This is a genomic window from Mangrovibacter phragmitis (assembly GCF_040429585.1).
GTDB classification, from domain to species: domain Bacteria; phylum Pseudomonadota; class Gammaproteobacteria; order Enterobacterales; family Enterobacteriaceae; genus Mangrovibacter; species Mangrovibacter phragmitis.
Genome location: NZ_CP134782.1, coordinates 4,256,291 through 4,280,776, shown reverse-complemented (window position 1 = coordinate 4,280,776; position 24,486 = coordinate 4,256,291). Strand labels below are relative to the sequence as shown.

Genomic DNA, 24,486 nt, shown 5'->3' with positions numbered 1-24,486 from the left:
ATTATGAAAAAGACCGTGCTTTCTTTTGTTATCTGGGGACTGGCAGCAGCAACCAGTTTACCGCTTTTTGCCAGTGAAACGGTGGTGATTAAACCATTACGTAATGAACCCGCTGATTTTATTAAAGGTGCTGATGTTTCTACTTTATATGAAGTGGAGCATCAGGGCGCGAAATTTTATAACGCACAACATCAACAACAGGATGCGATGGCGATTTTAAAAGCCAATGGTTTTAACTATATTCGGTTACGGTTATGGGTAAACCCGAAAGACAGCGCCGGGCATCCTTACGGTGGCGGCGACAATGATTTGGCGACTACTCTTGCTCTGGCAAAGCGTGCAAAAGCGCTGGGTATGAAAGTGTTGCTTGATTTTCATTATAGTGACTTCTGGACGGATCCAGGAAAACAGTTCAAGCCCAAAGCCTGGCAAGGAATGAACTACGACCAACTGGTCACAGCTATTCATGATTATACCCGTGACACCATACAGCAGTTCCGGCAGGCAGGTGCATTACCGGATATGGTGCAAATAGGTAATGAAATCAATAGTGGCATCCTTTGGCCAGAAGGCAAAAGCTGGGGAGAGGGTGGCGGCGAATTTGACCGGCTCGCCGGATTATTAAAAGCGGCTATTAGTGGGTTGAAATCCAGCCTCGGGCCAGACGACCACGTCAAAATTATGTTGCACCTGGCTGAGGGCACCAAAAATGACACATTCCGCTGGTGGTTTGATGAAATAACTAAACGCGATGTGCCGTTTGATGTCATTGGCTTATCGATGTACACCTACTGGAATGGCCCGATAAGCGCGCTACAGTCCAATATGGATGATATCAGCAAACGTTACCACAAAGATGTCATTGTAGTGGAAACCGCATATGCCTGGACCCTGGCAAATTGCGATAAAGCCGAGAACAGTTTTCAACAAAAAGAAGAAGTAGCCGGAGAATATCCGGCTACCGTGCAAGGTCAGGCGAATTATTTACATGATTTAATGCAAAGTGTGATTGATGTACCTCAGCAGCGTGGCAAAGGTATATTTTATTGGGAGCCAGCCTGGATAACGCCTCCGGGAAATACATGGGCGACAGAAGCTGGGATGAAATATATCAATGACCACTGGAAGTTGGGTAATGCGCGTGAAAATCAGGCGTTATTTAATTGCCAGGGCGAGGTGCTACCATCAATAAAAGTTTTTAATTAGGTTTTCATTTCATTCTAAGGGTTTTTTATGAATAAGTTTCCACCTTTGAGTTCAAAGGTCGCTACCTTATTGCATGGTGCCGACTATAATCCGGAACAGTGGGATAATTATCCCAATATTCTGGAAAAAGATATTGCCATGATGCAACAGGCAAAGTGCAATATTATGTCGGTGGGTATTTTTAGTTGGGCAAAACTTGAGCCAAAAGAAGGTGAATACCAGTTTGGCTGGCTGGATAATGTGCTGGATAAATTATATACCAGTGGTATATCCGTTTTCCTTGCCACTCCCAGTGGTGCCCGGCCAGCCTGGTTATCACAGGCTTACCCCGAGGTATTACGAGTAGGGCGCGACAGAGTGCCAGCTCTGCATGGTGGCCGCCATAATCACTGTCTGACCTCGCCTGTATACCGTGAAAAAGTTCGCCAGTTAAATACTCGTCTGGCTGAACGGTACAGCCATCATCCGGGGGTTATCGGCTGGCATGTTTCCAATGAATACGGCGGTGAATGTCACTGCCCGGCTTGCCAGGCGCGCTTTCGTGAATGGCTGCAACAACGTTATTTGTCGCTCGATGAGCTTAACCATGCCTGGTGGAGTACGTTCTGGAGCCATACCTATACAGACTGGTCGCAGATTGAGTCACCCGCTCCGCAGGGTGAAGAGTCTGTTCATGGACTGAATCTTGACTGGCGGCGGTTTACTACAGACCAGGTCGTTGATTTTTGTCGTAATGAAGTCGCACCGCTCAAAGCAGCAAACTCAGCGTTGCCGGTCACGACTAACTTTATGGAATATTTCTACGACTATGATTACTGGAAACTGGCGCAGGCCATCGATTTCATTTCCTGGGATAGCTACCCCATGTGGCACCAGGATAAAGATGAGACCACTTTGGCCTGCTATACCGCGATGTACCATGATCTGATGCGTACTTTAAAACAGGGCAAACCCTTTGTTTTAATGGAATCAACACCCAGTGTGACCAACTGGCAGCCGACCAGTAAGCTCAAAAAGCCCGGAATGCATATTCTTTCTTCACTGCAGGCTGTCGCTCATGGCGCGGATGCCGTGCAATATTTTCAGTGGCGTAAAAGCCGGGGTTCGGTAGAGAAATTTCATGGCGCTGTGGTAGATCATGTAGGGCATATTGATACCCGTGTTGGCCGAGAGGTCTGCAAACTGGGCGATATCCTTCAGCACCTGTCGCCGGTGGTTGGGTGCCGGGTTGAAGCGCAGGTTGCAATTATTTTCGACTGGGAAAGCCGTTGGGCAATGGATAACGCACAAGGGCCACGTAACCTGGGGCTCGAATATGAAAAGACGGTTGCAGAGCATTACCGCCCATTTTGGGAACAGGGAATCAGTGTTGACGTGATAAATGCGGATGCTGATTTATCCTCGTATCAGCTAGTTATTGCTCCAATGCTCTACATGGTTCGTGAGGGGTTTGCCAGCCGGGTGGAAACCTTTGTTGAACAGGGTGGGCAATTCGTTGCTACGTACTGGAGCGGCATTGTTGACGAGAGTGATCTGTGCCATTTAGGCGGGTTTCCTGGCCCATTACGTAAGGTATTGGGTATTTGGGCGGAGGAGATTGACAGTCTGGCTGAAGGTGAAAGCAACCTGGTTCAGGGGCTTGCCGGTAATGAGGCGGGCTTGCAGGGGCCGTATCGTGTTCGGCACTTGTGTGAACTTATTAATACAGAAAATGCAAAAGCACTGGCCTGTTACCGGGAAGATTTTTACGCAGGCAGGCCAGCGGTCACTGTGAATGCATTTGGCCAGGGTAAAGCATGGTATGTTGCATCACGTAATGATCTGGCTTTCCAGCGTGATTTTTTCGGCAATATCATTGCTGAATCAGGCTTGTGCGGGCCTCTGCCTGTGCCATTGCCGCCTGGTGTTACCGCACACCAACGCACAGACGGGAAGCAGAATTATATTTTTCTGGAAAACTACAGCGACAAGCAGCACAACCTCGTCCTGCCACAGGGGTATACCGATATGCTGACCGGGTTGCCGGTTTCTGGCACGGTAAACCTGACTGCATGGGATTGCCGGGTACTCTCCTGCGCATGTTAGTCATTTATTCCCGCCTGCCTTTTGGCGGCGGGAATATGCCCTTCTTATAGTGCCATCCTGCGCCCTGAATATAGTGGGCGTGTTTTCTATTTCTTTCCTGTAATTATCAGTATAAGGAACCGCCTATGGTAAGCCTGACATCCTTTCTCCAGTATTTTCGCCATGAAGTAGAATGTGTAATGAATGACACAGATAAAGCGCAGGCTGAGCGCCTGGTTAGCGGTTTTGGTGGCAGAGATAATATCTGCCATATTGATGCCTGTCTGACACGCCTGCGGGTAACCGTAGCACAGCTGTCACAGGTCGATTCACAGGCTTTGCAGAGTGAAGGTGCGCTTGGTGTAATTATTCTTGGCAACGAGGTTCATGCTATTTTTGGTACCCAGTCTGATAATCTGCGTCAACTTCTGGAAAAGCATTTCTTACAGTTATAATGGGGTATTTAATTATATTTAAAAAGCTGGTCGGGCACCGGCTTTTTTATTATTTTTCTAAAAAAGAAGGCAATCAAAATAATGATTGCCTTAAAAAATAATATGCAGTGGCTATGATGTCAGAAAAATAACATCAAAAAAGAGATATAATGATGATTCAGTCAGGTAATACTTACCACCAGGCTTCGACCTGTACGCCATAATTCCATGTATCGCTGGCTGTATTGTCGCGGAAGGTATCGCGTTTTTCGCCATCTGTCAGGTATGAAGCAAAAATACGCAGTTCCGGGCGCGACATAAATTCCGGGCCATCCGCCAGTGCCAGCGCAATAGTATACTTCTCACCGCTCTGTTTGTAATTGGAGCCATCGTTATACGTGTCTTTTTGGTAAAATGCGCCTGCTTCACCAATTCCGCGGACGTAGTTGGTGAATTGATATTGTGCCCGGCCAACCAGTGAAATCAACCGCGTTTTATCTGTCGTGGCGGTAATATTGTTAGCTGAGCCCCAGGTAAGCACATGGTTCAATGAGAAACGTTCGGTAATTGGAATCAAACCTGTGTTAATAATACGGTAGCCCGTGGCTCTACTGGTGTCATTCCACATGTCATACCAGCCACCACCCTGGGAAACCATATTTTGCGCCAGGCCTTTGTTGGCATACTGCACCACCAATTTGTTGTATCCACCGAACATATCCTGGCTAATTTCACCCGTCAGCATGACACCATTATCCGCATCATATAACCCACCATAGCTTTTCTGCGTATTGGTTGGGTTAGGCATGGCATAGTCAATACCGACTTCCACCCAGGAGCCCTGCCAGGGTTTTAAACCGGCATAACGCAAATCAAGGTAGTTGATGTTGACGTTATTATCATTGTTCACGCGGTAGTCGACATCGTTCGCATCACCTCTTATCCATGCGAAAGAAACTGCCCCCGGGCCAAGGCTATAGTTTTCAATACCTGCACCTGCACCGGAAATGTTCCAATATTTTGTATCAATAATATGCAGATCATGACGTTGGTAGTAACGCTTACCACCCCAGATAACGGCATCTTTATCGCCAGGCACCAGACCCTTGATTTGCAGGTTTAACTGGCGCAAACCGAACTGTGCATCATTGCCAATAGTGGTTTCATTGTCATTGGAACCATCGGAAACCATGCTGACCATGCTGTCCAGGTAGAAGCTGACATCATTTTTTTTATACACCTGTGAACCCAGTTCAAGCTCGCCGTATGTATCTGTTTCATTACCCAAACGGCCGAGTTTATTTTTCTGCCATTCCTGCATGCCACCATCGCTGGAGACACCAATACCAGAGCGAAGATAGCCGTGAAAATCGATAGCGTTGTCTGCCATCGCCCAGGTTGAAGTCAGCGCAGTGGTCAACGCGACAGTGAGTGTGCGTAGCGTCGTATTCATGATACCCTCTTATTGTTTGTATTACGTTCACATAATCGATGTAATAAAATGCTTAATTATGATTTCTTGCAATTTAGAACAAGCGGTAATGTGATTTGACGCAAACAAAACAGCTGGTTTTGTTATCGTGTGGTGAGGTTGCTCACATGTTTTTGTTATGTGAGCGTGTTACTTTTTTGATTGGTATCAGTGAGGCGGTTTTTCCACAGGTATTTCAGACTAACGCCTGATACAATTTGATTAGTAGCCTACGTGGAAAAGGAAAGATGAAGTCTAAAAGTGCGACATTAGAAGATGTTGCCCGGTATGCAGGCGTCTCATACCAGACGGTCTCCCGGGTTTTGAATAAATCAGCCAATGTGTCTGAAACAACGCGCCGGAAAGTGGAGGAAGCTATCGAGGTGTTGCGCTATGTACCTAATCGTCTTGCGCAGCAATTGGTGGGAAAACAAAGTAATACGATTGGTCTGGTTACCACTTCACTGGCGTTACATGCCCCTTCACAGGTGGCTGCAGCGGTGAAACGCTATGCAAACCAGGATGGATATCAGGTATTGATTTCCATGATTGATGAGAACGTAGAACAAAGTATCCAAAGTGCTATCAATGAACTGAAGTCTCAGTGGGTTGATAAAGTGATAATCAATGTGCCCCTGGAAAGCGAAAATGCAGAAAAAATCGCTGTTGAGAACGATGATATCATTTGCCTGTTTCTGGATGTGGATCCTTTCAGTTCCGTGTTTAACGTTTCGTTTAATCCGGCCGACGGTACGCGCGCCAGTGTGAAATATCTCTATGAACAGGGGCACCGCGAGATTGCGATACTGGCGGGGCCCGCGCACTCTGTATCAGCCCGGTTACGCCTGAAATCCTGGCGTGAGACACTGGACAGTTATGGGCTAAAACCCGTAACAGTTCTGCATGGCGACTGGGATGCCCGTAGCGGGTATGCTGGCGCACTCCAGATGTTGCGTGAAACCCCTTCATTTTCTGCAGTACTGGTCGGTAACGATCAAATGGCGCTGGGCGTACTCAGTGCGTTCCATCAGCATCAGCTGAGCATTCCCGGGCAGAAATCGGTAATTGGGTATGACGATACCTGGGAAAGCTCGTTCTTTTACCCTGCGCTGACAACGGTTTCTCTGGATTTGGATTTACAGGGTAAAGAAGCGGTGCGGCGTTTACTTAATGCAGGGCAGAAAGAAGACGGGCGTTCATCATCTGTTCTGCCTGCCAAACTGGTGGTACGTAACTCCACAGGGCCAAAACAGGATAACACCCGCGATTTGCAACAAATTGCCGATACACTGCGCCAGCTTGCACAACAACTGAGTGCGTAGCGAGCCTTGAGCCCGGTATTGAGTTGCCCAGAGCAATTACTCTACCGGGCTAAGATGTCTGATTATCCAGACTATAGATATCATAAAAGGTCAGCCGTTTTTTATTGACCAACATTTTAGCCAATAAATCTTTTTGCTGGTTGCTGACTTGTGAGGAAGCCTGAATATTATTTATCAACTCACCAGGTACATCGCGTGTGTTATACCATTCGCCGTTATAACAGACGCGAAAATCAAGCAGGTCTATATCTTCATACCGGTAACGTGGATTGATATCAAAGAAGAAGAAACCGTTGAGCAATACAAACAGCCCAACATGCAGCCAGACAAAATCCTCAAGTGTTGGTGATTTCACGATAACAACGAGTGTTGCCAGCCACCCCGCGTACATGGCTACAAACAGCCCCGGATAACGGCGAATAAAGCTGATACTAAACCTCGGCCGGTTATCCCGTTTCTCGCGATGATTCAGTTGCTCTATGGTATTAGTCAGCAGGCGCTGAATTTCCGTCATACAAGCCTCTACAGAAAACAATTCAGGAAATATTCTCTGAATTGTAGAGAGGTGGTGCTCAGTAACCAGTAACAGTTTCCCGGAAAATTTGCATAACAGTTGTCGCCTGCCGGGCAGAACCCGGGAACGCTCAACCAGGGGCGATGAAAGGGGCGGATGTAACCACGCCGCCGGGAAACCGGTTTTTTTGAACCATAACAGAACAGAACCAGAAGTGTGTTATCTTCAGGTTCATAATTGTGTTTGAATCAGAAAGTCACTTAGCGGACGAACTTCCATACTGAAGATGGGATTTTATCGTACAATTTATTCATCGTCAGTTCTGCAAGGCGATGATCTGCTGCTGAATAAAATACTGCCAGTTCACTATCAGAAAGTTCATATTTATTTTTTTCAATCACTCTTTCGAGGGTGTCGATGGTCTGACAACGCCTTAAGCGCATCAAATAATCGGTTTTTGTTAACGGTTTGGTGATAGACATAACTTTACCTTAAGAAATATTCATACTAACAGGAATGGCTAACGGGATTTTCTTTACTCACCGTAGAAAAACACCGAAACAGGTTAAGGCCTGTTCTGCGCCACTTCTGTAAATCTTTTGCATTAATGCTGTAACTGCTGAACAACATAAAAGTGTCGTCCAAATATTCATCTATTTTCTCTACCAAGTCACTATCGTCTTCGTACTTTAATTTGTAATTAAGTGCAAAGGTAGCGATGTGCTCAATCAGATCGTTCATCTGCAGGCTGGCTGGAGATGTAGGATCGTTAACCCAGGTATGGGTACTGCCCTCGAGACTCGAGAGGCAATCATGATAAAGTGATTCGCAGAGGAATTTGAGCTGCGCTATATCATGCCTTTTTGGTGAGTATTCGTCCATATGGTACCCCCTTATTATCGAAAATTTTCTGATAAATACAATACTTCGGGGCTGACAAAAGAGAGTTCTTGATGTTTTACACCACCAGATTAATGATTTAACTATAAGTCACAGTTAAGTAATTTTCACCTGAATAGTGTAAAAATTCCAAATAATGAGAAATTCCCTGTCTGACACGGCTTTCCTGAAAAAAGATGATTTAAAACAGCTTACCCTTAGTGAGTACTGCCTGACTCTTTCAGATTCAATATACAGGTTAAATCTTGAATAATTATGTTTTTGCCATGAGTTATAAATAATGTCGGAATAATCCTGGTTTTTCTCCCCAGAAAAATGGCAATTTAACGTTACGCTTCTCGTACTTTCTTATTAGATGTATTTTAACGTAATCCACATTAATGGTTACACGGGTGCAGGTTTTTGTAACGCCATTGACTGCGTCTTGTTATCTGGTAACTACCAGGCAGAATGCCATGTGGTCCGGATTCACTCTCTTTACGCTCACCGCGACACCCCCAGTGCTGCATTGCTTTGTAACACCGCTCCAGGACTCTTAAATACAAGCATACGCCGGGAAGCCCTGATGTGGAATATGGCATTAAAATGCCGCTAATCGTCTCCCACAGGATGATATGGGGGCTGACTGTACCATAACAAGTCTGCCAGCTGAATATTCAGCCATTAATGACAAACCGGCTCCAGTTGTTTGGTGGAGGAAGGCGGCGGCTGTAGCTACAACGTGAACCCACAAACCTGCAGATTTTCGGGGGAGGTTGAAACCCGGCGGTAAGCTAAAAAAGTAAAGGCCGCACAAGGCGGCCTTTGTCTGGTGATACATACCACAAGTTAATGTGACTGTGGTGTGTCGTGACTGTGTTCAGCGTCTTCACCTTTGCTGCCAAAGCGGCGGCGAACCACAACGAAGAACATGGGAACAAAGTAAATTGCCAGCAGAGTGGCAGAAATCATCCCGCCAAACACCCCGGTACCAACGGCGTTTTGTGCGCCGGAACCTGCACCAGAGCTCAATACCAGAGGCAGAACGCCCAGGATAAATGCCAGCGAGGTCATCAGGATAGGGCGCAGACGCATACGAACAGCATCCAGCGTCGCCTCTACCAGACCTTTACCTTCTTTTTCCATCAGGTCCTTGGCGAACTCAACAATCAGGATGGCGTTCCTCGCCGATACCCCGATAGTGGTAAGTAAGCCTACCTGGAAATAAACGTCGTTGTTCAGGCCACGGAGAGAAGCTGCAAGCAACGCACCAACAACCCCCAACGGTACTACCAGCATTACCGAGAACGGTATAGACCAGCTTTCGTACAGAGCGGCAAGGCACAGGAACACCACAATCAGTGAAATGGCGTACAGTGCAGGGGCCTGGTTACCAGACAGACGTTCCTGGTAAGACATACCCGTCCAGTCATAACCGATTCCGGAAGGTAATTTACTTGCCAGTTGCTCCATCAGCGCCATAGCTTCACCGGTACTTTTACCTGGTGCTGGCTGGCCTAATATTTCCATGGATGGCAAGCCATTGTAACGTTCCAGACGCGGAGAACCATATTCCCAACGGGCGGTAGCGAATGCAGAGAATGGTACCATTTGGCCGTTACTGCCACGCACATACCAATAGTTCAGGTCACTGGGCAGCATGCGGTATTTGGCTTCAGACATCACATACACTTTCTTCACACGGCCCCGGTCGATGAAGTCGTTAACGTAACTTCCCCCCCAGGCGGCGCCGAGCGTGGTATTGATATCGCTGACAGATACACCAAGTGCCATCGCTTTTTCCTGATCGATGTCGATTTTGTACTGTGGCGTATCTTCCAGTCCGTTGGGACGAACACCAACCAGGGTATCCGGATGCTGAGCAATCATGCCGAACAGTTGGTTACGTGCCTGCATTAGTTTATCGTGCCCCAGGCCTCCCTGGTCGATAAGTTCGAAGTCAAAGCCTGTCGCTGTCCCCAGTTCCACAATAGCCGGGAGGTTGAACGCGAAGACCATGGCATCTTTGATGCGCGAAAATGCCGCACTGGCTCGGGCTGTAATCGCCGGAACTTTATTGGCTTCACCCGGGCGCTCACTCCAGTCTTTCAGTGAAACAAACGCAATCCCCGTATTCTGCCCTCGGCCAGCAAAACCAAAGCCATTAACGGTGAACACCGAGTTCACGTTGTCTTTCTCTTTGGTCAGGTAGTAGTTGGTAACTTCATCCAGCACTTTTTGCGTTCGTTCCTGAGTCGCCCCGGCTGGCAATTGTGCCATAGTGAGGAATACTCCCTGATCTTCATCAGGCAGGAATGAACTGGGCAGGCGCAGGAACAGCCATGCCATACCCACGACAATCACCAAATACAGCACCAGATAACGGCCTGTGCTCTGAAGAATATTTGCCACACTATTGGTGTAGTGGTGCGTACTCTTCGTGAACATATTGTTGAACCAGCCGAAGAAGCCTTTTGTGGCCCCATGTTCGCCCTTTTTAATCGGTTTGAGCATGGTGGCACACAGTGCGGGTGTCAGGACCATCGCAACCAGAACTGACAGCACCATTGCCGAAACGATAGTGATGGAGAACTGGCGGTAAATGGCCCCGGTGGACCCGCCAAAGAATGCCATCGGAATAAATACAGCGGACAGCACCAGTGCGATACCAACCAGAGCGCCCTGTATTTGCCCCATAGAACGGCGTGTGGCTTCTTTAGGCGGTAGCCCTTCTTCTGCCATAACACGCTCGACGTTTTCCACCACAACAATGGCGTCATCCACCAATAGCCCTATCGCCAAAACCATGGCGAACATCGTTAGGGTATTTATCGAGAAGCCAAAGGCGGAAAGAATGGCAAATGTACCCAGCAAGACCACTGGTACTGCAATGGTAGGAATCAGTGTTGCCCGGAAGTTCTGCAGGAACAAATACATAACCAGGAACACCAGCAAAATAGCTTCTACCAGCGTTTTGACCACTTCTTTAATGGAGATTTTAACGAACGGGGTCGTGTCGTAGGGATAAACCACTTTCAGACCGTGAGGAAAGAAAGGTTGCAGTTTATCAATAGTGGCACGAACTGCCGCAGCGGTATCCAGAGCGTTAGCACCGGTTGCCAGTTTAATCCCCAGGCCTGCAGCAGGTTTGCCGTTATAGCGGGCGATTACATCATAACTTTCACCACCCAGTTCAACTTTTGCCACATCTTTCAGGCGAACCTGGGAACCATCCTGATTCACTTTCAGCAGAATATTACCAAACTGCGCCGGTGAGTTAAGGCGGGTTTGCGCAATAATAGAGGCGTTAAGTTGTTGGCCTTTAACGGGTGGAGTACCCCCTAACTGACCAGCGGCTACCTGAGCGTTTTGTGCTTTGATAGCGGCAATAACATCTACTGGTGTGAGCTGGAAGTTATTTAGTTTGTTGGGGTCCATCCATATGCGCATTGCATACTGGGCACCAAACAACTGCACATCACCCACGCCGGAGGTACGGCTGATGGGATCTTTAATATTTGAACCTACATAGTCGGCGATATCATCCTGCGTCATTGAGCCGTCAGTGCTGATCATCGCCATTACCATCAAGAAGCTACTGGACGATTTTTCAACACTCACACCTTGCTGCTGTACTTCCTGAGGAAGTAGCGGCATTGCTAATTGCAGTTTGTTCTGCACCTGGACCTGAGCAATGTCCGGATTCGTACCGGAATCAAATGTCAGAGTGATTTGCACAGTACCGGAGGAATCGCTGGTAGAAGACATATACATCAGGCCATCGATGCCGTTCATATTCTGTTCGATGACCTGAGTGACTGTATCCTGTACCGTTTTAGCATCCGCACCTGGGTAACTGGCTGTAATCTGAATTGCCGGAGGCGCAATCGTTGGATATTGCGCTATAGGCAGTTTCAGGATAGCAAGTGCACCTGCGAGCATGATGATAATTGCGATTACCCAGGCAAAAATTGGGCGATCGATAAAAAACTTAGCCATGTCTTAACGGCTCCTGTTTTAGTTAAGACGGATTATTCTGACGTTTTTTCTGGGGCTTTTTCGCTGGTCTTCTCGTCAGTTGTGACTTCTTGCGCAGTCACCGTGGCACCAGGTTTGACTTTCTGTAGCCCTTCGATTATTACGCGGTCACCTGCCTTGAGTCCTTTCGTGACGAGCCATTTATCGCCAATAGCCTGGCTTGCTGTAACCTGGCGCACTTCCACTTTGTTGTCTTTATCTACAATCATCGCGGTGGCATCACCACGCGGTGTATGTGTTACACCTTGTTGCGGAACAAGCAGTGCGTCTGGCCGGACACCTTCTTCCAGTCGTGCACGAACAAACATACCCGGGAGTAATGTGTGGTCAGGATTAGGGAATATAGCGCGCAGAGTAATGGTGCCAGTAGTTTCGTCGACAGTGACGTCAGAAAATTCCAGTGTGCCGCTTTGCGGGTATGTAAAACCTTCGGTTGTTGTCAGTTCGACTTTTGCTTTGCCGTTTTCTTGCTTCAGCGTACCGTTTTCCAGCTCTTGTTTCAGACGCAGAAAATCGTTACTTGATTGCGTGACATCAACATAAATAGGGTCAAGCTGCTGCACTGTTGCTAATGCAGTGGTTTGCCCATTTTGTACCAGGGCACCTTCTGTCACAGAGGATTTTCCAATCCGCCCACTGATAGGTGAGGTGACTTTGGTGTAGGCCAGGTTAATGCGCGCAGTTTCGACAGCGGCTTTTGCTGCCAGCACTGAAGCATTGGCCTGTTGTAAGGTTGACTGTGCTGTGTCGTAGTCTTGTTGGCTAATATATTTGGTACCCAACAGCGGCTGGTAACGTTTTAAGGTCAGTCTGGCAATATTGGCTGCAGCTTCTGCTTTTGCTAAATCACCTTTTGCACTGTCATAAGTGGCCTGATAAGTGGCGGGGTCAATTTGATAAAGCGATTCACCCGCTTTAATGTCACTTCCTTCAACAAAATTACGTTTGAGGATGATCCCGCTGACCTGAGGGCGCACTTCAGCAACCCGGAACGCACTGGTGCGGCCCGGGAGCTCGGTTGTGATCTGCAAGGGTTCAGTTTTCAGCGTTACCACACCGACAGCAGGCGTGCCCATCGCATGTTGCTGATTCTGTTTATTGTCACATCCTGTAAGCGCTAAGCTGCCTGAAAGCATCAGAACCATCGCCAGAGGCGTTAACCCTCTGTTTTTGTTCATAGGTAAACCTCGAGTGTCCGATTTCAAAGTTGATCAATGGAACGCTAACGCTTGTCCATAATCCCATTGCTGCGTTTCTATTTAGAACATGTTATGTTACATACATTCAAAAATGTATGTAAGCCTTACCCCTGTAAATTCACCGACATATGGCACGAAAAACCAAACAACAAGCAATGGAGACCCGGCAGCAGATTTTGGATGCAGCAATTCGCTTGTTTTCACAGTACGGCGTATCTTCAACATCCCTTTCTGATATAGCCAAAGAGGCTGGTGTCACCCGGGGTGCTATTTATTGGCATTTCAAAAATAAGTCAGATGTTTTTAATGAAATTTGGGCATTAACCGATTCAACAATAAATGACTTAGAAATTGAGTATCGGGCAAAATTTCCTGACGATCCACTTTCTGTGATGCGTGAGCTATTGGTTTATCTTCTGGAAGCGACAGTTGAAGATGAACGCCGTCGTTCCATGATGGAAATTATTTTCCATAAATGCGAATTTGTGGGTGAAATGCTTACCGTCCATCAGGCGAAACGTGACCTCTATGTCCAGGAGTATGAGCGTATTGAAAACGCAATAATCCAGTGCATGGATGCCGGTTTACTCCCGGCTAATTTACTTTCCAGGCGCGCCGCTATTTTGATGCGTAGTTATATGTGCGGGTTAATGGAAAGTTGGTTGTTTGCACCAGAAACCTTTGATTTAAAAGCTGAAGCCCGTGTCTATGTCGATGTGTTACTGGAAATGTACCAGCATTGTACAGGCTTACAATCACAGCCACAGCAGCACTGAGCTCTTCACACAATTTTTGGCAGGCTTCGCTTTGTTTATGGCTTTTGCGTGACGTAAACCAGGTACAACTGTAGTTTCAGACTTCGCCTGGCGTAGCTCTGCAGCATTCACTATTCCATAAGCAGAAGGCGTGCTATCCTGCGCGTCTTATCATAGAAACTTGAGTGCGATTCCGCCAGACGTTTCATCTATTACACATCCAAAAATTATGCAACTTACACAAATTGTCAGAAAAGCAGCCTGTGTTGTTCTTTTGCTTTGTTGCGGCGTTTTTGCCGGTATTGTGCCGTTTGCCAGTGCGCAAACGAACAGTGATGTACCGACAAAAGCGGATGTACAAAATCAGATTAATGCGCTTAACAAACAAAAGAGCCTGTCTGCTCAGGAAAAACTCAGTCTTGCTGACCTGAATAAAACGCTGGATGTCCTGGCAAAAATAGATCAGGTGAAACAAGATTCAGATGCTCTGCGCCAACAAATTGCCCAGGCGCCGGACAAAATGAATAAAGCGGAAGAGTCTCTTGCTGCGCTGGCAAATACCACCAGTGATGATGAACAGGCGAAGTATTACGCCAAACTCTCCATTCGCTCTCTTGAAAGCAAAATGGGAAGCCTGCTGGATAACCTGCAGTCCGCGCAAACACAGTTATCCAGTATTAACAGCCAGTTGGTTGCATTGCAGACACAGCCTGAGCGTGTACAGAACACCCTGTTTAACGCTTCTCAGCAGTTACAGCAAATCCAGACTGAGTTGAGCGGAAATGGCCCGGATGGCACACAGCTGCGTCAGAGTCAACAAGAGCTGTTGCTGGCACAACAGGCATTACTCAATGCGCAAATAGATGAGCAGCGTAAGAGCTTGTCTGGTAATACGGTTTTGCAGGACTCCTTGCAAAAACAGCGTGACTACAATACGCAATATATCAATAAGCTTGAGCATGACCTGCAACTGATTCAGGCAGCTATCAGCCATAAGCGTCTGTCACTCACTGAGCAAACCGCTCAGGAAGCAGCTACGACAGATGAAGCCAGTGCCATCCAGAACAACCCGCTGGTAAAACAAGAGCTGGCAATTAACCGTCAACTGAGCGACCGGTTGATCAAGGCGACCCAGGAAGGCAATGAACTGGTTCAACAAAATATTCGGGTTAAAAACTGGCTCGACCGTGCCGTTCAGGCTGAGCACAACCTGAAAGAGCAAATCGCCATGCTGAAGGGGAGTTTGTTGCTCTCACGTATTTTATATCAGCAGCAGCAGTCTCTGCCACGGGCTGATGACCTTGAAGATATGACGAACCAGATTGCCGACCTGCGCCTTGAGCAGTTTGATATCGGTCAGAAACGTGATGCGTTGCTGCAAAGCGATAATTATATCGCGACAATTGAAGCGGGCCATAAAGATGAAGTGAACGATGAAGTTAATAGTGCGCTGAGCCAGGTTCTGGATTCCCGTAAGGATTTACTGGATCAGCTAAACAAGCAACTGGGTAACCAGTTGATGATGGCGATTGCATTACAAATTAACCAGCAACAACTGATGAGTGTATCCACCCGTTTACAGAAAACGGTAACTCAGCAGATTTTTTGGGTGAACAGTAATAAACCCATGAACTGGAGTTGGGTGACAGCATTTCCTGAAGCACTCAAAACACAACTCGGACAGTTGAAAATTACGGCAAACAACTGGAGCCTTACCACTGCGCTGGTTGCAATACTTGCCAGCCTTCCCTGGTTATTACTGGCGGGGATTATTCGCTGGCGTTTCCGTTGGGTAAATAACACTCTGGCGAAACTCAGCGCCAACGTAGGTCAACTGCGTAATGACAGCCAGTTGCATACCCCTAAAGCCATACTGCTGACTTTGTTCAAGGCGCTACCTGTGTGCCTGGTTATCATTGCCTGCGGCTGGTGCATCCTGTTTTTACAACTCAATATTAGTGAGCTGATATGGAGTTTCAGTAAAGAACTGGCGGTTTATTTGCTGGTTTTTGGCTTGTGCTGGCGCATTCTGGATACGGATGGTGTTGCAGTAAAACACTTTATGATGCCGGTAAACCTTACCAGCCATTATCGCCGTCAGATAATTCGCATCAGCATTGCTTTACTGCCTTTACTGTTCTGGTCAGTGGTGGGTGAATTGTCGCCACTGCACCTGATGGATGACGTTCTTGGGCAGTCCATCATTCTGCTCAATTTACTGCTGATTACCGGGCTGGTTTGGCCTATGTGCCGGGACAGCTGGCGCGATAAAGAATCGCACTCAATAAGGCTTATTACTGTCTCCATACTCGCTCTGGTGCCTGTCGGATTACTGGTACTGACAGTGATGGGCTATTTCTATACCACACTGCGTCTGGCTAACCGTTGGATTGATACCGTCTATCTGGTCATTTTGTGGAACTTACTTTACCAGACAGTGTTGCGCGGGTTGAGTGTGGCCGCACGGCGTATTGCTTACCGGCGTGCGCTGGCTCGCCGCCAAAACATGGTGAAAGAAGGGGCGGAAGGCGCGGAGCCTGTTGAAGAGCCGCCGTTGGGCCTTGACCAAATTAACCAGCAGACATTGCGTATCACAACATTATTGATGTTTGCGCTGTTCGGGCTGTTCTTCTGGATGATCTGGTCAGATTTAATTACTGTCTTTGCTTATCTGGACAGTATTGTATTGTGGCATTCCAGTGGCACAGAGGCGGGCAGTGCGGTTATCAGAAATATTACCCTGGGGAGTCTGTTGTTTGCGGTCATTGTCACTGTGGTAGCCTGGGCGTTAATTCGCAACTTACCCGGTTTGCTGGAAGTACTGGTATTGTCGCGGCTTAATATGCGCCAGGGCTCTTCCTATGCCATTACCACCATTTTGAATTATGTGATAATCGCGGTTGGTACTATGGCCGTGTTCGGTGCGCTGGGGGTTTCCTGGGACAAACTGCAATGGCTGGCGGCTGCATTGTCCGTTGGTTTGGGTTTTGGTTTACAGGAGATTTTCGGTAACTTTGTCTCCGGCCTGATAATCCTGTTTGAACGGCCGGTGCGCATTGGTGACACTATTACAATTGGGTCGTTTTCTGGCTCAGTGAGTAAGATCCGTATCCGCGCTACCACCATTACGGATTTTGATCGTAAAGAAGTGATAATCCCGAATAAAGCGTTTGTCACCGAGCGGCTTATCAACTGGTCGTTGTCAGATACGATTACTCGTGTGGTGATAAGCCTGGGAGTGGCTTATGGTTCGGATCTGGATAAAGTGAAGGCGGTGTTATTGCAGGCAGCAATGGAGCACCCCAAAGTCATGCGCGACCCTGAACCTTCGGTCTTCTTCACCACATTTGGCGCCAGCACGCTGGATCACGAATTACGCCTGTATGTGCGTGAATTACGTGACCGTAGTTATACTGTGGATGAACTGAACCGGGCTATTGACAGGCTGTGCCGTGAAAATGGGATAGAAATAGCCTTCAACCAACTGGATGTTCACTTGTATAACAATAATGGCGATACCGTAACGGAAGTCAGCCGTACTGTTGAAAATAACAAAACGGATCATGCCACGCCGAAACTGGCTGACTAACGCTGATACTTTGATGCGCAGGAGGTTTACGCTTCCTGCGCTTTGCGTTCGAAATCTTTGCGCACCATTTCCAGTGCGGACAGCACCACTTGTGGCGCAATCCCGCTCTCTTCCAGCAGCATAATTAAATCGACAGCCAGTTTGACATCGTCAGGGGCAGTTTCCAGTGACATGTTATCTCCCGATATTCAGCCAGGTTAACCTGGCACCGTTATTCTGTGGGCAATAAACGTAAATGTGTTAGCGAACGACGCGTTCCAGTGCATCTTCAATGCGTTCAAGTGCGCTGCGGCAGCGGGCAAGCCTGCCTTCCAGTGCCGTTTTTTCACGCAATAATTGTTGTTGTTCTGTAAGCAACGTGGTGCAGTTTAACTGAGTTTCGCGTGCCTGCAGCATTTCGACCAGGCGCTTTTCGTAGTCCTGGTGTTTAAGCAGACTGTTACGCAGTGCGCTCGCACCTTTGTGAGCGCTATCGTACTGGCGTAAAGGCCAGGTTGCCGCTTCACGCTGCAACGCCGAAATCTGGGCAACTAATCGTTCGGCAAGCCAGGTGGTTTGAACCACATTCCCTTCTTGTGCAACAGTACGCAAATGGCGTAAATTTTCTTGCGTTTCACCCAGATAATCACTTATTTGTGTGCTTCTGGTTAAGAACAGTTGTTTATCAAAACGGGCAGATAATGAACGGTGTGTGGCCAGCGGTGCCAGGCGGCGGGCTAACCCGGCAAACTGGTCTTCAAGCTGGCGGAGAAGGGTGTCCTGTTTCATAAATTCTCCGGGCCCTCTACAAATGCAAATGCCACCACGCAGAAGGAAAGGTTGAACATGTTGAGGTTTATTTTAATCATGTCCGGCTGGTTATCGGTAGCACTTGCTGTGTTGGGGGTCGTATTGCCGTTATTACCAACCACGCCTTTTGTACTTCTGGCAGCCTGGTGTTTTGCCCGCTCGTCTCCCCGCTTTCATCACTGGCTGCTCTACCGTTCCTGGTTTGGCAGTTATTTACGCCACTGGCAGCAATATCGGGCCATGCCACCAGGCGCAAAGCCGCGGGCTATCGCGCTGGTTGCAGTGACGTTTGCCATTTCGCTGTGGGTGGTTAAGCTTTGGTGGGTACGAGGAATATTAGTGGTGATGCTGTTGTTGCTTTTTATTTTTCTCGCCCGTATCCCTGTTGTTGATGAAAAACAACAAAAAAGCTAAACGCCTGTCGCAGGAGTTGCAATTACGCCCCGCAGACAGTAAATTCGAGCGTTTTCGAGCACAGGGCGCGCTGGCTATTGTGTAACCAGCCAGGCATCAGCCTGTTTGCGTTCTGTGAGTAACACCGTTTTTATAGGCAACTACCTATGACCGCAACTGCGCAGCAGCTTGAATATCTTAAAAACAGCATTAAAAGCATTCAGGATTATCCAAAACCGGGGATTCTGTTCCGTGATGTCACCAGTTTGCTGGAAGATCCGAAAGCTTTTGCCCTCAGCATTGATTTGATTGTTGAGCGTTTCAAACAGGCCGGTATTACCAAGGTCGTCGGGACTGAAGCCCGTGGCTTTTTGTTTGGTGCTCCTGTAGCACTGGGTCTGGGGGTTGGGTTTGTTCCTGTGCGTAAGCCAGGAAAATTGCCACGTAAAACCCTTAGTGAAACCTATGAACTGGAATATGGCACTGACAAGCTGGAAATCCACACTGATGCAATCAAAGCGGGCGACCGTGTGCTGGTAGTCGATGACTTGCTGGCAACCGGCGGCACTATTGATGCCACGGTAAAACTGATTCGCCAGCTTGGTGGTGAAGTCACTGATGCCGCGTTTATTATTAACCTGTTTGATTTAGGTGGGGAACAACGCCTTGCTGATGTTGGCGTGACCGCATTTAGCCTGGTGCCTTTCCCGGGGCACTAATTCGTGAGACGGAGCCTCGCTCATTTGGCGGGGCTTATGTTACATTATCCAACCTGAATTCACCTTCCCGCGAAGTCGAGCCTATCTCTGATGAGTTACCAGGTACTGGCGCGTAAATGGCGCCCCCAAACATTTGCTGATGTAGTGGGTCAGGAGCATGTCCTGACTGCGCTGGCCAATGGTCTGTCATTGGGCCGTATTCATCACGCCTGGCTGTTTTCAGGCACGCGTGGCGTGGGGAAAACCTCTATTGCCCGCTTGCTGGCGAAGGGTCTGAATTGCGAAAAAGGTATCACGGCAACACCTTGTGGTGTCTGTGAAAACTGTCGGGAAATAGAGCAAGGGCGGTTTGTTGACCTGATTGAGATCGACGCCGCATCCCGCACCAAAGTTGAAGATACGCGAGACCTGCTGGACAACGTTCAGTACGCACCAACGCGCGGTCGCTTCAAAGTCTACCTGATAGACGAAGTGCATATGCTTTCTCGCCACAGTTTTAATGCGTTGCTGAAAACGCTGGAAGAGCCGCCACCGCATGTGAAGTTTTTGCTGGCAACCACTGACCCGCAAAAATTACCGGTGACTATTCTTTCCCGCTGTTTGCAATTTCACCTCAAGGCGCTGGATGTTGAACAAATCCGTCATCAGTTGGAACGAATTCTCACAGCCGAGCAGGTCGAGTTTGAAAACCGTGCGTTGCAACTGTTATCCCGCGCGGCAGATGGTAGCCTGCGTGATGCACTGAGCCTGACAGATCAAGCAATTGCCAGTGGGGAGGGGAAAGTCACCACGCTTGCGGTCAGCACGATGCTGGGTACACTGGATGATTTCCAGGCGCTTAATTTACTTGATGCCTTATTACAGGCTGACGGGCAACGGGTGATGAGCCAGGTGGCAGAAGCAGGTGCCCGCGGCGTGGAGTGGGAAGCGTTACTGGTGGATATGCTCAGCCATTTGCACCGTATTGCCATGTTGCAGCTTTCTCCCTCTGTACCGCCTCTGGAAAACGATACCCAGGAACAGCGCCTGCGTGAACTGGCGCGGCAGATACCACCTGGTGATGTACAGCTTTATTACCAAACATTGTTGATTGGGCGTAAAGAATTGCCCTGGGCACCAGACCGCCGAATGGGTGTTGAAATGGCGCTGCTACGGGCTCTGGCATTCCATCCTCAGGCACCGGTTACACAACCTGAGCATTCTGGTCAGCCTGGTCAGGCTTTGAGCCCCTACCCGCAAACTGAGTCAGTCCAGCCGGTTTCACCTGCCGGGAGCGATGTGCCGCCAGTTTCACCTCAGGCACCCGCTAAACCAACGCCTGTTCCTGCCAGTGGGCAGGTTTCCAGTGCTGTCAGTCAGGTGTTACAGGCACGCAATCAGTTGCAGCGCCAGCAGGGAGATAACCCGTCAAAAAAGCGTGAACCGGCAGCGTCAGGCAGAGCGCGGCCGGTGAACACTTCAGCCCTTGAGCGGCTGGCAGCAGTGACGGATCGTGTACAGGCTCGCCCTGCCGCAGAAAATGCAGCGGCAAAACCGGTTAAAAAAGAAGCATATCGCTGGAAGGCGCAGAGTGTGCCAGAGGCAGTGGCTGACCCCATTGCGACACCTAAAGCATTACGTAGCGCTCTGGAGCATGAGAAAACGCCAGAACTGGCTGTAAAACTTGCACAAGAAGCGATAGAGCGTGATGAGTGGGCTGCGCAAGTGCAACAACTCAATGTGCCGAAACTGGTTCAGCAACTGGCATTGAATGCCTGGCGTGAGCAGGAAGGTAATCAAATTGTGTTGCACCTGCGTTCGGGGCAGCGTCACCTGAATTCAGCCTCTGCCCAACAAAGCCTGCAGCAGGCTTTGCGGGTTCTTACTGGTCAACCCATTGAATTGACCATTACAGAAGATGATAATCTCGCGCAACGGACGCCACTGGAGTGGCGCCAGGCCATTTATGAAGAAAAACTGGCCCAGGCGCGCGAGGCGATTCTGGCGGATAATAATATCCAGACACTTCGGCGTTTCTTCGATGCCGATCTTGATGAAGATAGTATCCGTCCTATTTGATGTGCAGGATGCCTGCATAAGTCAACCTTAACTGCCGTAAACCGCCTGGCGGCTTGCGGCCACAGCCTATAGAGAGAAGCGTATGTTCGGTAAAGGTGGTCTGGGCAATCTGATGAAGCAAGCCCAGCAAATGCAGGAAAAAATGCAAAAAGTGCAGGAAGAGATCGCCAGCATGGAAGTGACTGGTGAATCCGGTGCCGGCCTGGTAAAAGTGACCATTAATGGCGCACACAACTGCCGCCGCGTCGAAATCGACCCGAGCCTGCTGGAAGACGACAAAGATATGCTGGAAGACCTGGTGGCTGCAGCATTCAACGATGCCGCACGTCGGGTGGAAGAAAACCAGAAAGAAAAAATGGCGTCTGTATCTTCCGGTATGCAATTGCCACCTGGCTTTAAGATGCCGTTCTGATGCAAACCAGCCCACTGCTAACGCAGTTAATGGAGGCACTTCGGTGCCTTCCTGGCGTAGGGCCAAAGTCTGCTCAGCGTATGGCCTATACGCTGTTGCAGCGTGACCGTAGTGGGGGAATGCGCCTGGCGCAGTCACTGACTCGGGCGATGTCGGAAATTGGTCACTGTGCTGATTGCCGGACCTTTACCGAGCAGGAAATCTGCCCGATTTGCAGTAACCCACGTCGTCAGGAAAATGGCCAGATTTGTGTCGTGGAAAGTCCGGCCGATATTTATGCTATCGAGCAAACCGGGCAGTTTTCCGGCCGTTATTTTGTGCTGATGGGGCATTTGTCTCCGTTGGATGGCATCGGTCCGAATGACATCGGTCTCGACAGGCTTGAAGCACGCCTTGAGGCAGAAAAAATATCAGAAGTGATTCTCGCCACTAACCCCACAGTGGAAGGGGAGGCTACCGCCAACTATATTGCTGGCTTATGCGGGCAATATGGTGTTGAAGCCAGCCGCATAGCACATGGTGTACCTGTGGGTGGTGAACTGGAAATGGTGGATGGCACAACGCTCTCACATTCACTGATTGGTCGCCAAAAGATTAGCTTTTAACCAAACAGAAGCCCTGTTTCAGGGTTTCTGCTTGAAATCTTGTTTCCCTGTCCCCATCTCCTCCCTCAACACAAATTGTTTATTTTGTTGCCCGAACTGTTGAGGTATCACAACCATGAAAGGACAAGAGACCCGTGGCTTTCAGTCAGAAGTAAAACAACTTCTGCACCTGATGATCCATTCTCTTTATTCAAATAAAGAAATTTTCCTGCGTGAATTGATCTCCAACGCATCCGATGCCGCAGACAAACTGCGTTTTCGTGCACTCTCCAAACCGGAACTTTATGAAGGTGATGGCGAACTGCGTGTGCGGGTTTCCTGCGACAAAGAAAAAAGAACCATCACTATTTCAGATAACGGCATTGGTATGAGTCGCGATGAGGTTATCGACCACCTGGGGACTATTGCTAAATCCGGTACCAAAGCGTTTCTGGAATCCATGGGTTCAGACCAGGCGCAGGACAGCCAGTTAATTGGCCAGTTCGGTGTTGGGTTCTACTCTGCTTTTATTGTGGCCGATAAAGTGACTGTGCGCACTCGCGCTGCTGGTGCAACAGCCAGTGAAGCGGTGTTCTGGGAATCGGCTGGTGAAGGTGAATACACCGTCGCAGATATTGAAAAAGCAGACCGTGGTACTGAAATCACCCTGCATTTGCGTGAGGGCGAAGATGAGTTTCTGGATAACTGGCGCATCCGCTCTGTCATCAGCAAATATTCTGATCATATCGCGCTGCCGGTAGAAATTGAACAACAGGAAGAGAAAGACGGTGAAACCGTTGTTTCCTGGGAAAAAATCAACAAAGCACAGGCTCTGTGGACGCGTAACCGCGCGGAAATTAAAGACGAAGAATATACTGAGTTTTATAAGCACATCGCCCATGACTTCACTGACCCACTGGCCTGGAGCCATAACCGTGTTGAAGGCAAACAGGAATATACCAGCCTGTTATATATCCCTTCTCAGGCCCCGTGGGATATGTGGAACCGTGACCACAAACATGGCCTGAAATTATATGTTCAGCGTGTGTTTATCATGGACGATGCGGAACAGTTCATGCCGAATTATCTGCGCTTTGTCCGCGGCCTGATAGACTCCAGCGACCTGCCACTGAACGTTTCTCGTGAGATCCTCCAGGACAGCGCCATTACCCGCAACCTGCGTAACGCACTAAGTAAACGTGCGCTGCAAATGCTGGAAAAAATGGCAAAAAATGAGAGTGAAAAATACCAGACATTCTGGGATCAGTTTGGTCTGGTAATGAAAGAAGGCCCGGCAGAAGACCAGGCGAACCAGCAGGCTATTGCAAAACTGCTGCGCTTTGCCTCGACGCATAACGACTCTTCTGTACAAAACGTTTCTCTGGAAGACTATGTCAGCCGGATGAAAGAAGGGCAGGATAAAATCTACTACATCACCGCAGACAGCTATGCCGCCGCGAAAAGCAGCCCGCATCTGGAACTGCTGCGCAAAAAAGGCATTGAAGTACTTCTGCTTTCCGACCGCGTCGATGAGTGGATGATGAGCTACCTGACTGAGTTCGATGGCAAATCCTTCCAGTCTGTCGCCAAAGCTGACGAATCTCTGGATAAACTGGCAGACGAAGTGGATGAGCAAACCAAAGAAGCGGAAAAAGCGCTTGAGCCATTTGTTGATCGCGTAAAAGCTCTGCTGGGTGAACGTGTTAAAGATGTGCGCCTGACTCACCGTTTAACGGATACGCCAGCCATTGTCACAACCGATAACGACGAAATGAGTACCCAGATGGCAAAACTGTTTGCCGCAGCGGGGCAGAAAGTGCCGGAAGTGAAATACATCTTTGAACTGAACCCGGACCATGCACTGGTTAAACGGGCTTCTGACACCAGTTCAGAAGAGGACTTCAAAGAGTGGGTAGAGTTGTTACTCGACCAGGCGATGTTTGCTGAACGTGGAACACTGGAAGATCCAAACCAGTTTATCCGCCGTATGAACCAGTTACTGGTTTCCTGATATCAATACCGCCCTGCCTGGCAGGGCGGTATTTTTTCTGCAGACGTTC

At 48.6% G+C, this 24,486-nt stretch carries 20 protein-coding genes and 1 other annotated feature; of the genes, 12 read left to right on the top strand and 8 right to left on the bottom strand.

What is annotated here, in order from left to right; translation table 11 throughout:
- Nucleotides 1–3 precede the first annotated feature (3 nt).
- The 3 genes from MPHASIOC01_RS20765 to MPHASIOC01_RS20755 all read left to right on the top strand — a co-directional run bounded on the left by MPHASIOC01_RS20765 (nt 4) and on the right by MPHASIOC01_RS20755 (nt 3,725).
- Nucleotides 4–1,206, top strand: a complete 1,203-nt coding sequence (locus MPHASIOC01_RS20765; RefSeq protein ID WP_353613200.1) for an arabinogalactan endo-beta-1,4-galactanase — start codon at nt 4–6, stop codon at nt 1,204–1,206.
- A 27-nt stretch (nt 1,207–1,233) separates the two neighbouring features.
- On the top strand, nt 1,234–3,291 hold the full coding sequence (locus MPHASIOC01_RS20760; RefSeq protein WP_353613199.1) for a beta-galactosidase: 2,058 nt from the start codon (nt 1,234–1,236) through the stop codon (nt 3,289–3,291).
- A 125-nt stretch (nt 3,292–3,416) separates the two neighbouring features.
- The gene (locus MPHASIOC01_RS20755) at nt 3,417–3,725 is read left to right on the top strand and encodes a glucose PTS transporter subunit EIIB (protein WP_064599332.1); all 309 of its coding nucleotides are present in this window, start codon (nt 3,417–3,419) and stop codon (nt 3,723–3,725) included.
- A 172-nt stretch (nt 3,726–3,897) separates the two neighbouring features.
- On the opposite strand, the gene MPHASIOC01_RS20750 is transcribed toward MPHASIOC01_RS20755, so the two are convergent.
- Nucleotides 3,898–5,157, bottom strand: coding sequence for a maltoporin (locus MPHASIOC01_RS20750; RefSeq protein WP_064599334.1), 1,260 nt, complete (start codon nt 5,155–5,157; stop codon nt 3,898–3,900).
- 266 nt (nt 5,158–5,423) lie between these two features.
- On the opposite strand from MPHASIOC01_RS20750, the gene MPHASIOC01_RS20745 reads away from it, so the two are divergent.
- A complete protein-coding gene (locus tag MPHASIOC01_RS20745) occupies nt 5,424–6,497 on the top strand; it encodes a LacI family DNA-binding transcriptional regulator (protein ID WP_064599336.1) in 1,074 nt (357 codons plus the stop codon).
- A gap of 49 nt (nt 6,498–6,546) precedes the next feature.
- Here the strand turns inward: MPHASIOC01_RS20745 and MPHASIOC01_RS20740 are convergent, their stop codons facing one another.
- From MPHASIOC01_RS20740 to MPHASIOC01_RS20720, 5 genes are all read right to left on the bottom strand, one after another.
- Complete coding sequence (locus tag MPHASIOC01_RS20740; RefSeq protein WP_064599338.1) at nt 6,547–7,011, bottom strand: YlaC family protein; 465 nt, start codon at nt 7,009–7,011, stop codon at nt 6,547–6,549.
- A gap of 260 nt (nt 7,012–7,271) precedes the next feature.
- Nucleotides 7,272–7,493, bottom strand: a complete 222-nt coding sequence (locus MPHASIOC01_RS20735; RefSeq protein WP_036110043.1) for an HHA domain-containing protein — start codon at nt 7,491–7,493, stop codon at nt 7,272–7,274.
- A 25-nt stretch (nt 7,494–7,518) separates the two neighbouring features.
- Entirely contained in the window at nt 7,519–7,893 is a 375-nt protein-coding gene (tomB, locus tag MPHASIOC01_RS20730) for an Hha toxicity modulator TomB (RefSeq protein WP_064599340.1), read from the bottom strand.
- Between the two features lie 846 nt (nt 7,894–8,739).
- Nucleotides 8,740–11,889, bottom strand: a complete 3,150-nt coding sequence (gene acrB, locus MPHASIOC01_RS20725; RefSeq protein ID WP_353613198.1) for a multidrug efflux RND transporter permease subunit AcrB — start codon at nt 11,887–11,889, stop codon at nt 8,740–8,742.
- 32 nt (nt 11,890–11,921) lie between these two features.
- Nucleotides 11,922–13,106 (bottom strand): efflux RND transporter periplasmic adaptor subunit, encoded by a 1,185-nt coding sequence (locus MPHASIOC01_RS20720; protein ID WP_064599343.1) that lies wholly within the window; start codon nt 13,104–13,106, stop codon nt 11,922–11,924.
- Between the two features lie 149 nt (nt 13,107–13,255).
- Here MPHASIOC01_RS20720 and acrR point away from each other — a divergent pair, with 149 nt between their 5' ends.
- A complete protein-coding gene (gene acrR, locus MPHASIOC01_RS20715) occupies nt 13,256–13,903 on the top strand; it encodes a multidrug efflux transporter transcriptional repressor AcrR (protein WP_064599345.1) in 648 nt (215 codons plus the stop codon).
- Between the two features lie 208 nt (nt 13,904–14,111).
- Nucleotides 14,112–17,471 carry a mechanosensitive channel MscK gene (mscK, locus tag MPHASIOC01_RS20710; RefSeq protein WP_074388822.1) on the top strand — a complete coding sequence of 1,120 codons (3,360 nt, stop codon included), beginning with the start codon at nt 14,112–14,114 and terminating at the stop codon, nt 17,469–17,471.
- A 26-nt stretch (nt 17,472–17,497) separates the two neighbouring features.
- On the opposite strand, the gene rsmS is transcribed toward mscK, so the two are convergent.
- Nucleotides 17,498–17,644 carry a pleiotropic regulatory protein RsmS gene (gene rsmS / locus MPHASIOC01_RS20705; protein ID WP_064599349.1) on the bottom strand — a complete coding sequence of 49 codons (147 nt, stop codon included), beginning with the start codon at nt 17,642–17,644 and terminating at the stop codon, nt 17,498–17,500.
- 67 nt (nt 17,645–17,711) lie between these two features.
- Nucleotides 17,712–18,239 (bottom strand): primosomal replication protein PriC, encoded by a 528-nt coding sequence (priC, locus tag MPHASIOC01_RS20700; protein WP_064599351.1) that lies wholly within the window; start codon nt 18,237–18,239, stop codon nt 17,712–17,714.
- A 57-nt stretch (nt 18,240–18,296) separates the two neighbouring features.
- On the opposite strand from priC, the gene MPHASIOC01_RS20695 reads away from it, so the two are divergent.
- From MPHASIOC01_RS20695 to htpG, 6 genes are all read left to right on the top strand, one after another.
- Nucleotides 18,297–18,674: a DUF454 family protein gene (locus MPHASIOC01_RS20695; protein ID WP_353613197.1), complete on the top strand. Its 378-nt coding sequence runs from the start codon at nt 18,297–18,299 to the stop codon at nt 18,672–18,674.
- 146 nt (nt 18,675–18,820) lie between these two features.
- Complete coding sequence (gene apt / locus MPHASIOC01_RS20690) at nt 18,821–19,372, top strand: adenine phosphoribosyltransferase (RefSeq protein WP_064599355.1); 552 nt, start codon at nt 18,821–18,823, stop codon at nt 19,370–19,372.
- A gap of 90 nt (nt 19,373–19,462) precedes the next feature.
- Nucleotides 19,463–21,430 (top strand): DNA polymerase III subunit gamma/tau, encoded by a 1,968-nt coding sequence (gene dnaX / locus MPHASIOC01_RS20685; RefSeq protein WP_064599357.1) that lies wholly within the window; start codon nt 19,463–19,465, stop codon nt 21,428–21,430.
- Nucleotides 20,763–20,827: a sequence feature (DnaX frameshifting element), on the top strand. (Overlaps the previous gene by 65 nt.)
- 82 nt (nt 21,431–21,512) lie before the next feature.
- Nucleotides 21,513–21,842: a YbaB/EbfC family nucleoid-associated protein gene (locus tag MPHASIOC01_RS20680; RefSeq protein ID WP_036109998.1), complete on the top strand. Its 330-nt coding sequence runs from the start codon at nt 21,513–21,515 to the stop codon at nt 21,840–21,842.
- A complete protein-coding gene (recR, locus tag MPHASIOC01_RS20675) occupies nt 21,842–22,447 on the top strand; it encodes a recombination mediator RecR (RefSeq protein ID WP_064599359.1) in 606 nt (201 codons plus the stop codon). The genes MPHASIOC01_RS20680 and recR overlap by 1 nt, the downstream gene beginning before the upstream one ends.
- A gap of 115 nt (nt 22,448–22,562) precedes the next feature.
- Nucleotides 22,563–24,437 carry a molecular chaperone HtpG gene (htpG, locus tag MPHASIOC01_RS20670; protein ID WP_064599361.1) on the top strand — a complete coding sequence of 625 codons (1,875 nt, stop codon included), beginning with the start codon at nt 22,563–22,565 and terminating at the stop codon, nt 24,435–24,437.
- The last annotated feature ends 49 nt before the right edge of the window (nt 24,438–24,486 follow it).

Coding starts and splice junctions, on each gene's coding strand:
- MPHASIOC01_RS20765 (WP_353613200.1), top strand. CDS start 4: ATGAAAAAGACCGTGCTTTCTTTTGTTATCTGGGGACTGGCAGCAGCA.
- MPHASIOC01_RS20680 (WP_036109998.1), top strand. CDS start 21,513: ATGTTCGGTAAAGGTGGTCTGGGCAATCTGATGAAGCAAGCCCAGCAA.
- MPHASIOC01_RS20760 (WP_353613199.1), top strand. CDS start 1,234: ATGAATAAGTTTCCACCTTTGAGTTCAAAGGTCGCTACCTTATTGCAT.
- mscK (WP_074388822.1), top strand. CDS start 14,112: ATGCAACTTACACAAATTGTCAGAAAAGCAGCCTGTGTTGTTCTTTTG.
- htpG (WP_064599361.1), top strand. CDS start 22,563: ATGAAAGGACAAGAGACCCGTGGCTTTCAGTCAGAAGTAAAACAACTT.
- recR (WP_064599359.1), top strand. CDS start 21,842: ATGCAAACCAGCCCACTGCTAACGCAGTTAATGGAGGCACTTCGGTGC.
- priC (WP_064599351.1), bottom strand. CDS start 18,239: ATGAAACAGGACACCCTTCTCCGCCAGCTTGAAGACCAGTTTGCCGGG.
- MPHASIOC01_RS20695 (WP_353613197.1), top strand. CDS start 18,297: ATGTTGAGGTTTATTTTAATCATGTCCGGCTGGTTATCGGTAGCACTT.
- MPHASIOC01_RS20735 (WP_036110043.1), bottom strand. CDS start 7,493: ATGTCTATCACCAAACCGTTAACAAAAACCGATTATTTGATGCGCTTA.
- acrR (WP_064599345.1), top strand. CDS start 13,256: ATGGCACGAAAAACCAAACAACAAGCAATGGAGACCCGGCAGCAGATT.
- MPHASIOC01_RS20745 (WP_064599336.1), top strand. CDS start 5,424: ATGAAGTCTAAAAGTGCGACATTAGAAGATGTTGCCCGGTATGCAGGC.
- MPHASIOC01_RS20750 (WP_064599334.1), bottom strand. CDS start 5,157: ATGAATACGACGCTACGCACACTCACTGTCGCGTTGACCACTGCGCTG.
- MPHASIOC01_RS20720 (WP_064599343.1), bottom strand. CDS start 13,106: ATGAACAAAAACAGAGGGTTAACGCCTCTGGCGATGGTTCTGATGCTT.
- MPHASIOC01_RS20755 (WP_064599332.1), top strand. CDS start 3,417: ATGGTAAGCCTGACATCCTTTCTCCAGTATTTTCGCCATGAAGTAGAA.
- apt (WP_064599355.1), top strand. CDS start 18,821: ATGACCGCAACTGCGCAGCAGCTTGAATATCTTAAAAACAGCATTAAA.
- tomB (WP_064599340.1), bottom strand. CDS start 7,893: ATGGACGAATACTCACCAAAAAGGCATGATATAGCGCAGCTCAAATTC.
- MPHASIOC01_RS20740 (WP_064599338.1), bottom strand. CDS start 7,011: ATGACGGAAATTCAGCGCCTGCTGACTAATACCATAGAGCAACTGAAT.
- acrB (WP_353613198.1), bottom strand. CDS start 11,889: ATGGCTAAGTTTTTTATCGATCGCCCAATTTTTGCCTGGGTAATCGCA.
- rsmS (WP_064599349.1), bottom strand. CDS start 17,644: ATGTCACTGGAAACTGCCCCTGACGATGTCAAACTGGCTGTCGATTTA.
- dnaX (WP_064599357.1), top strand. CDS start 19,463: ATGAGTTACCAGGTACTGGCGCGTAAATGGCGCCCCCAAACATTTGCT.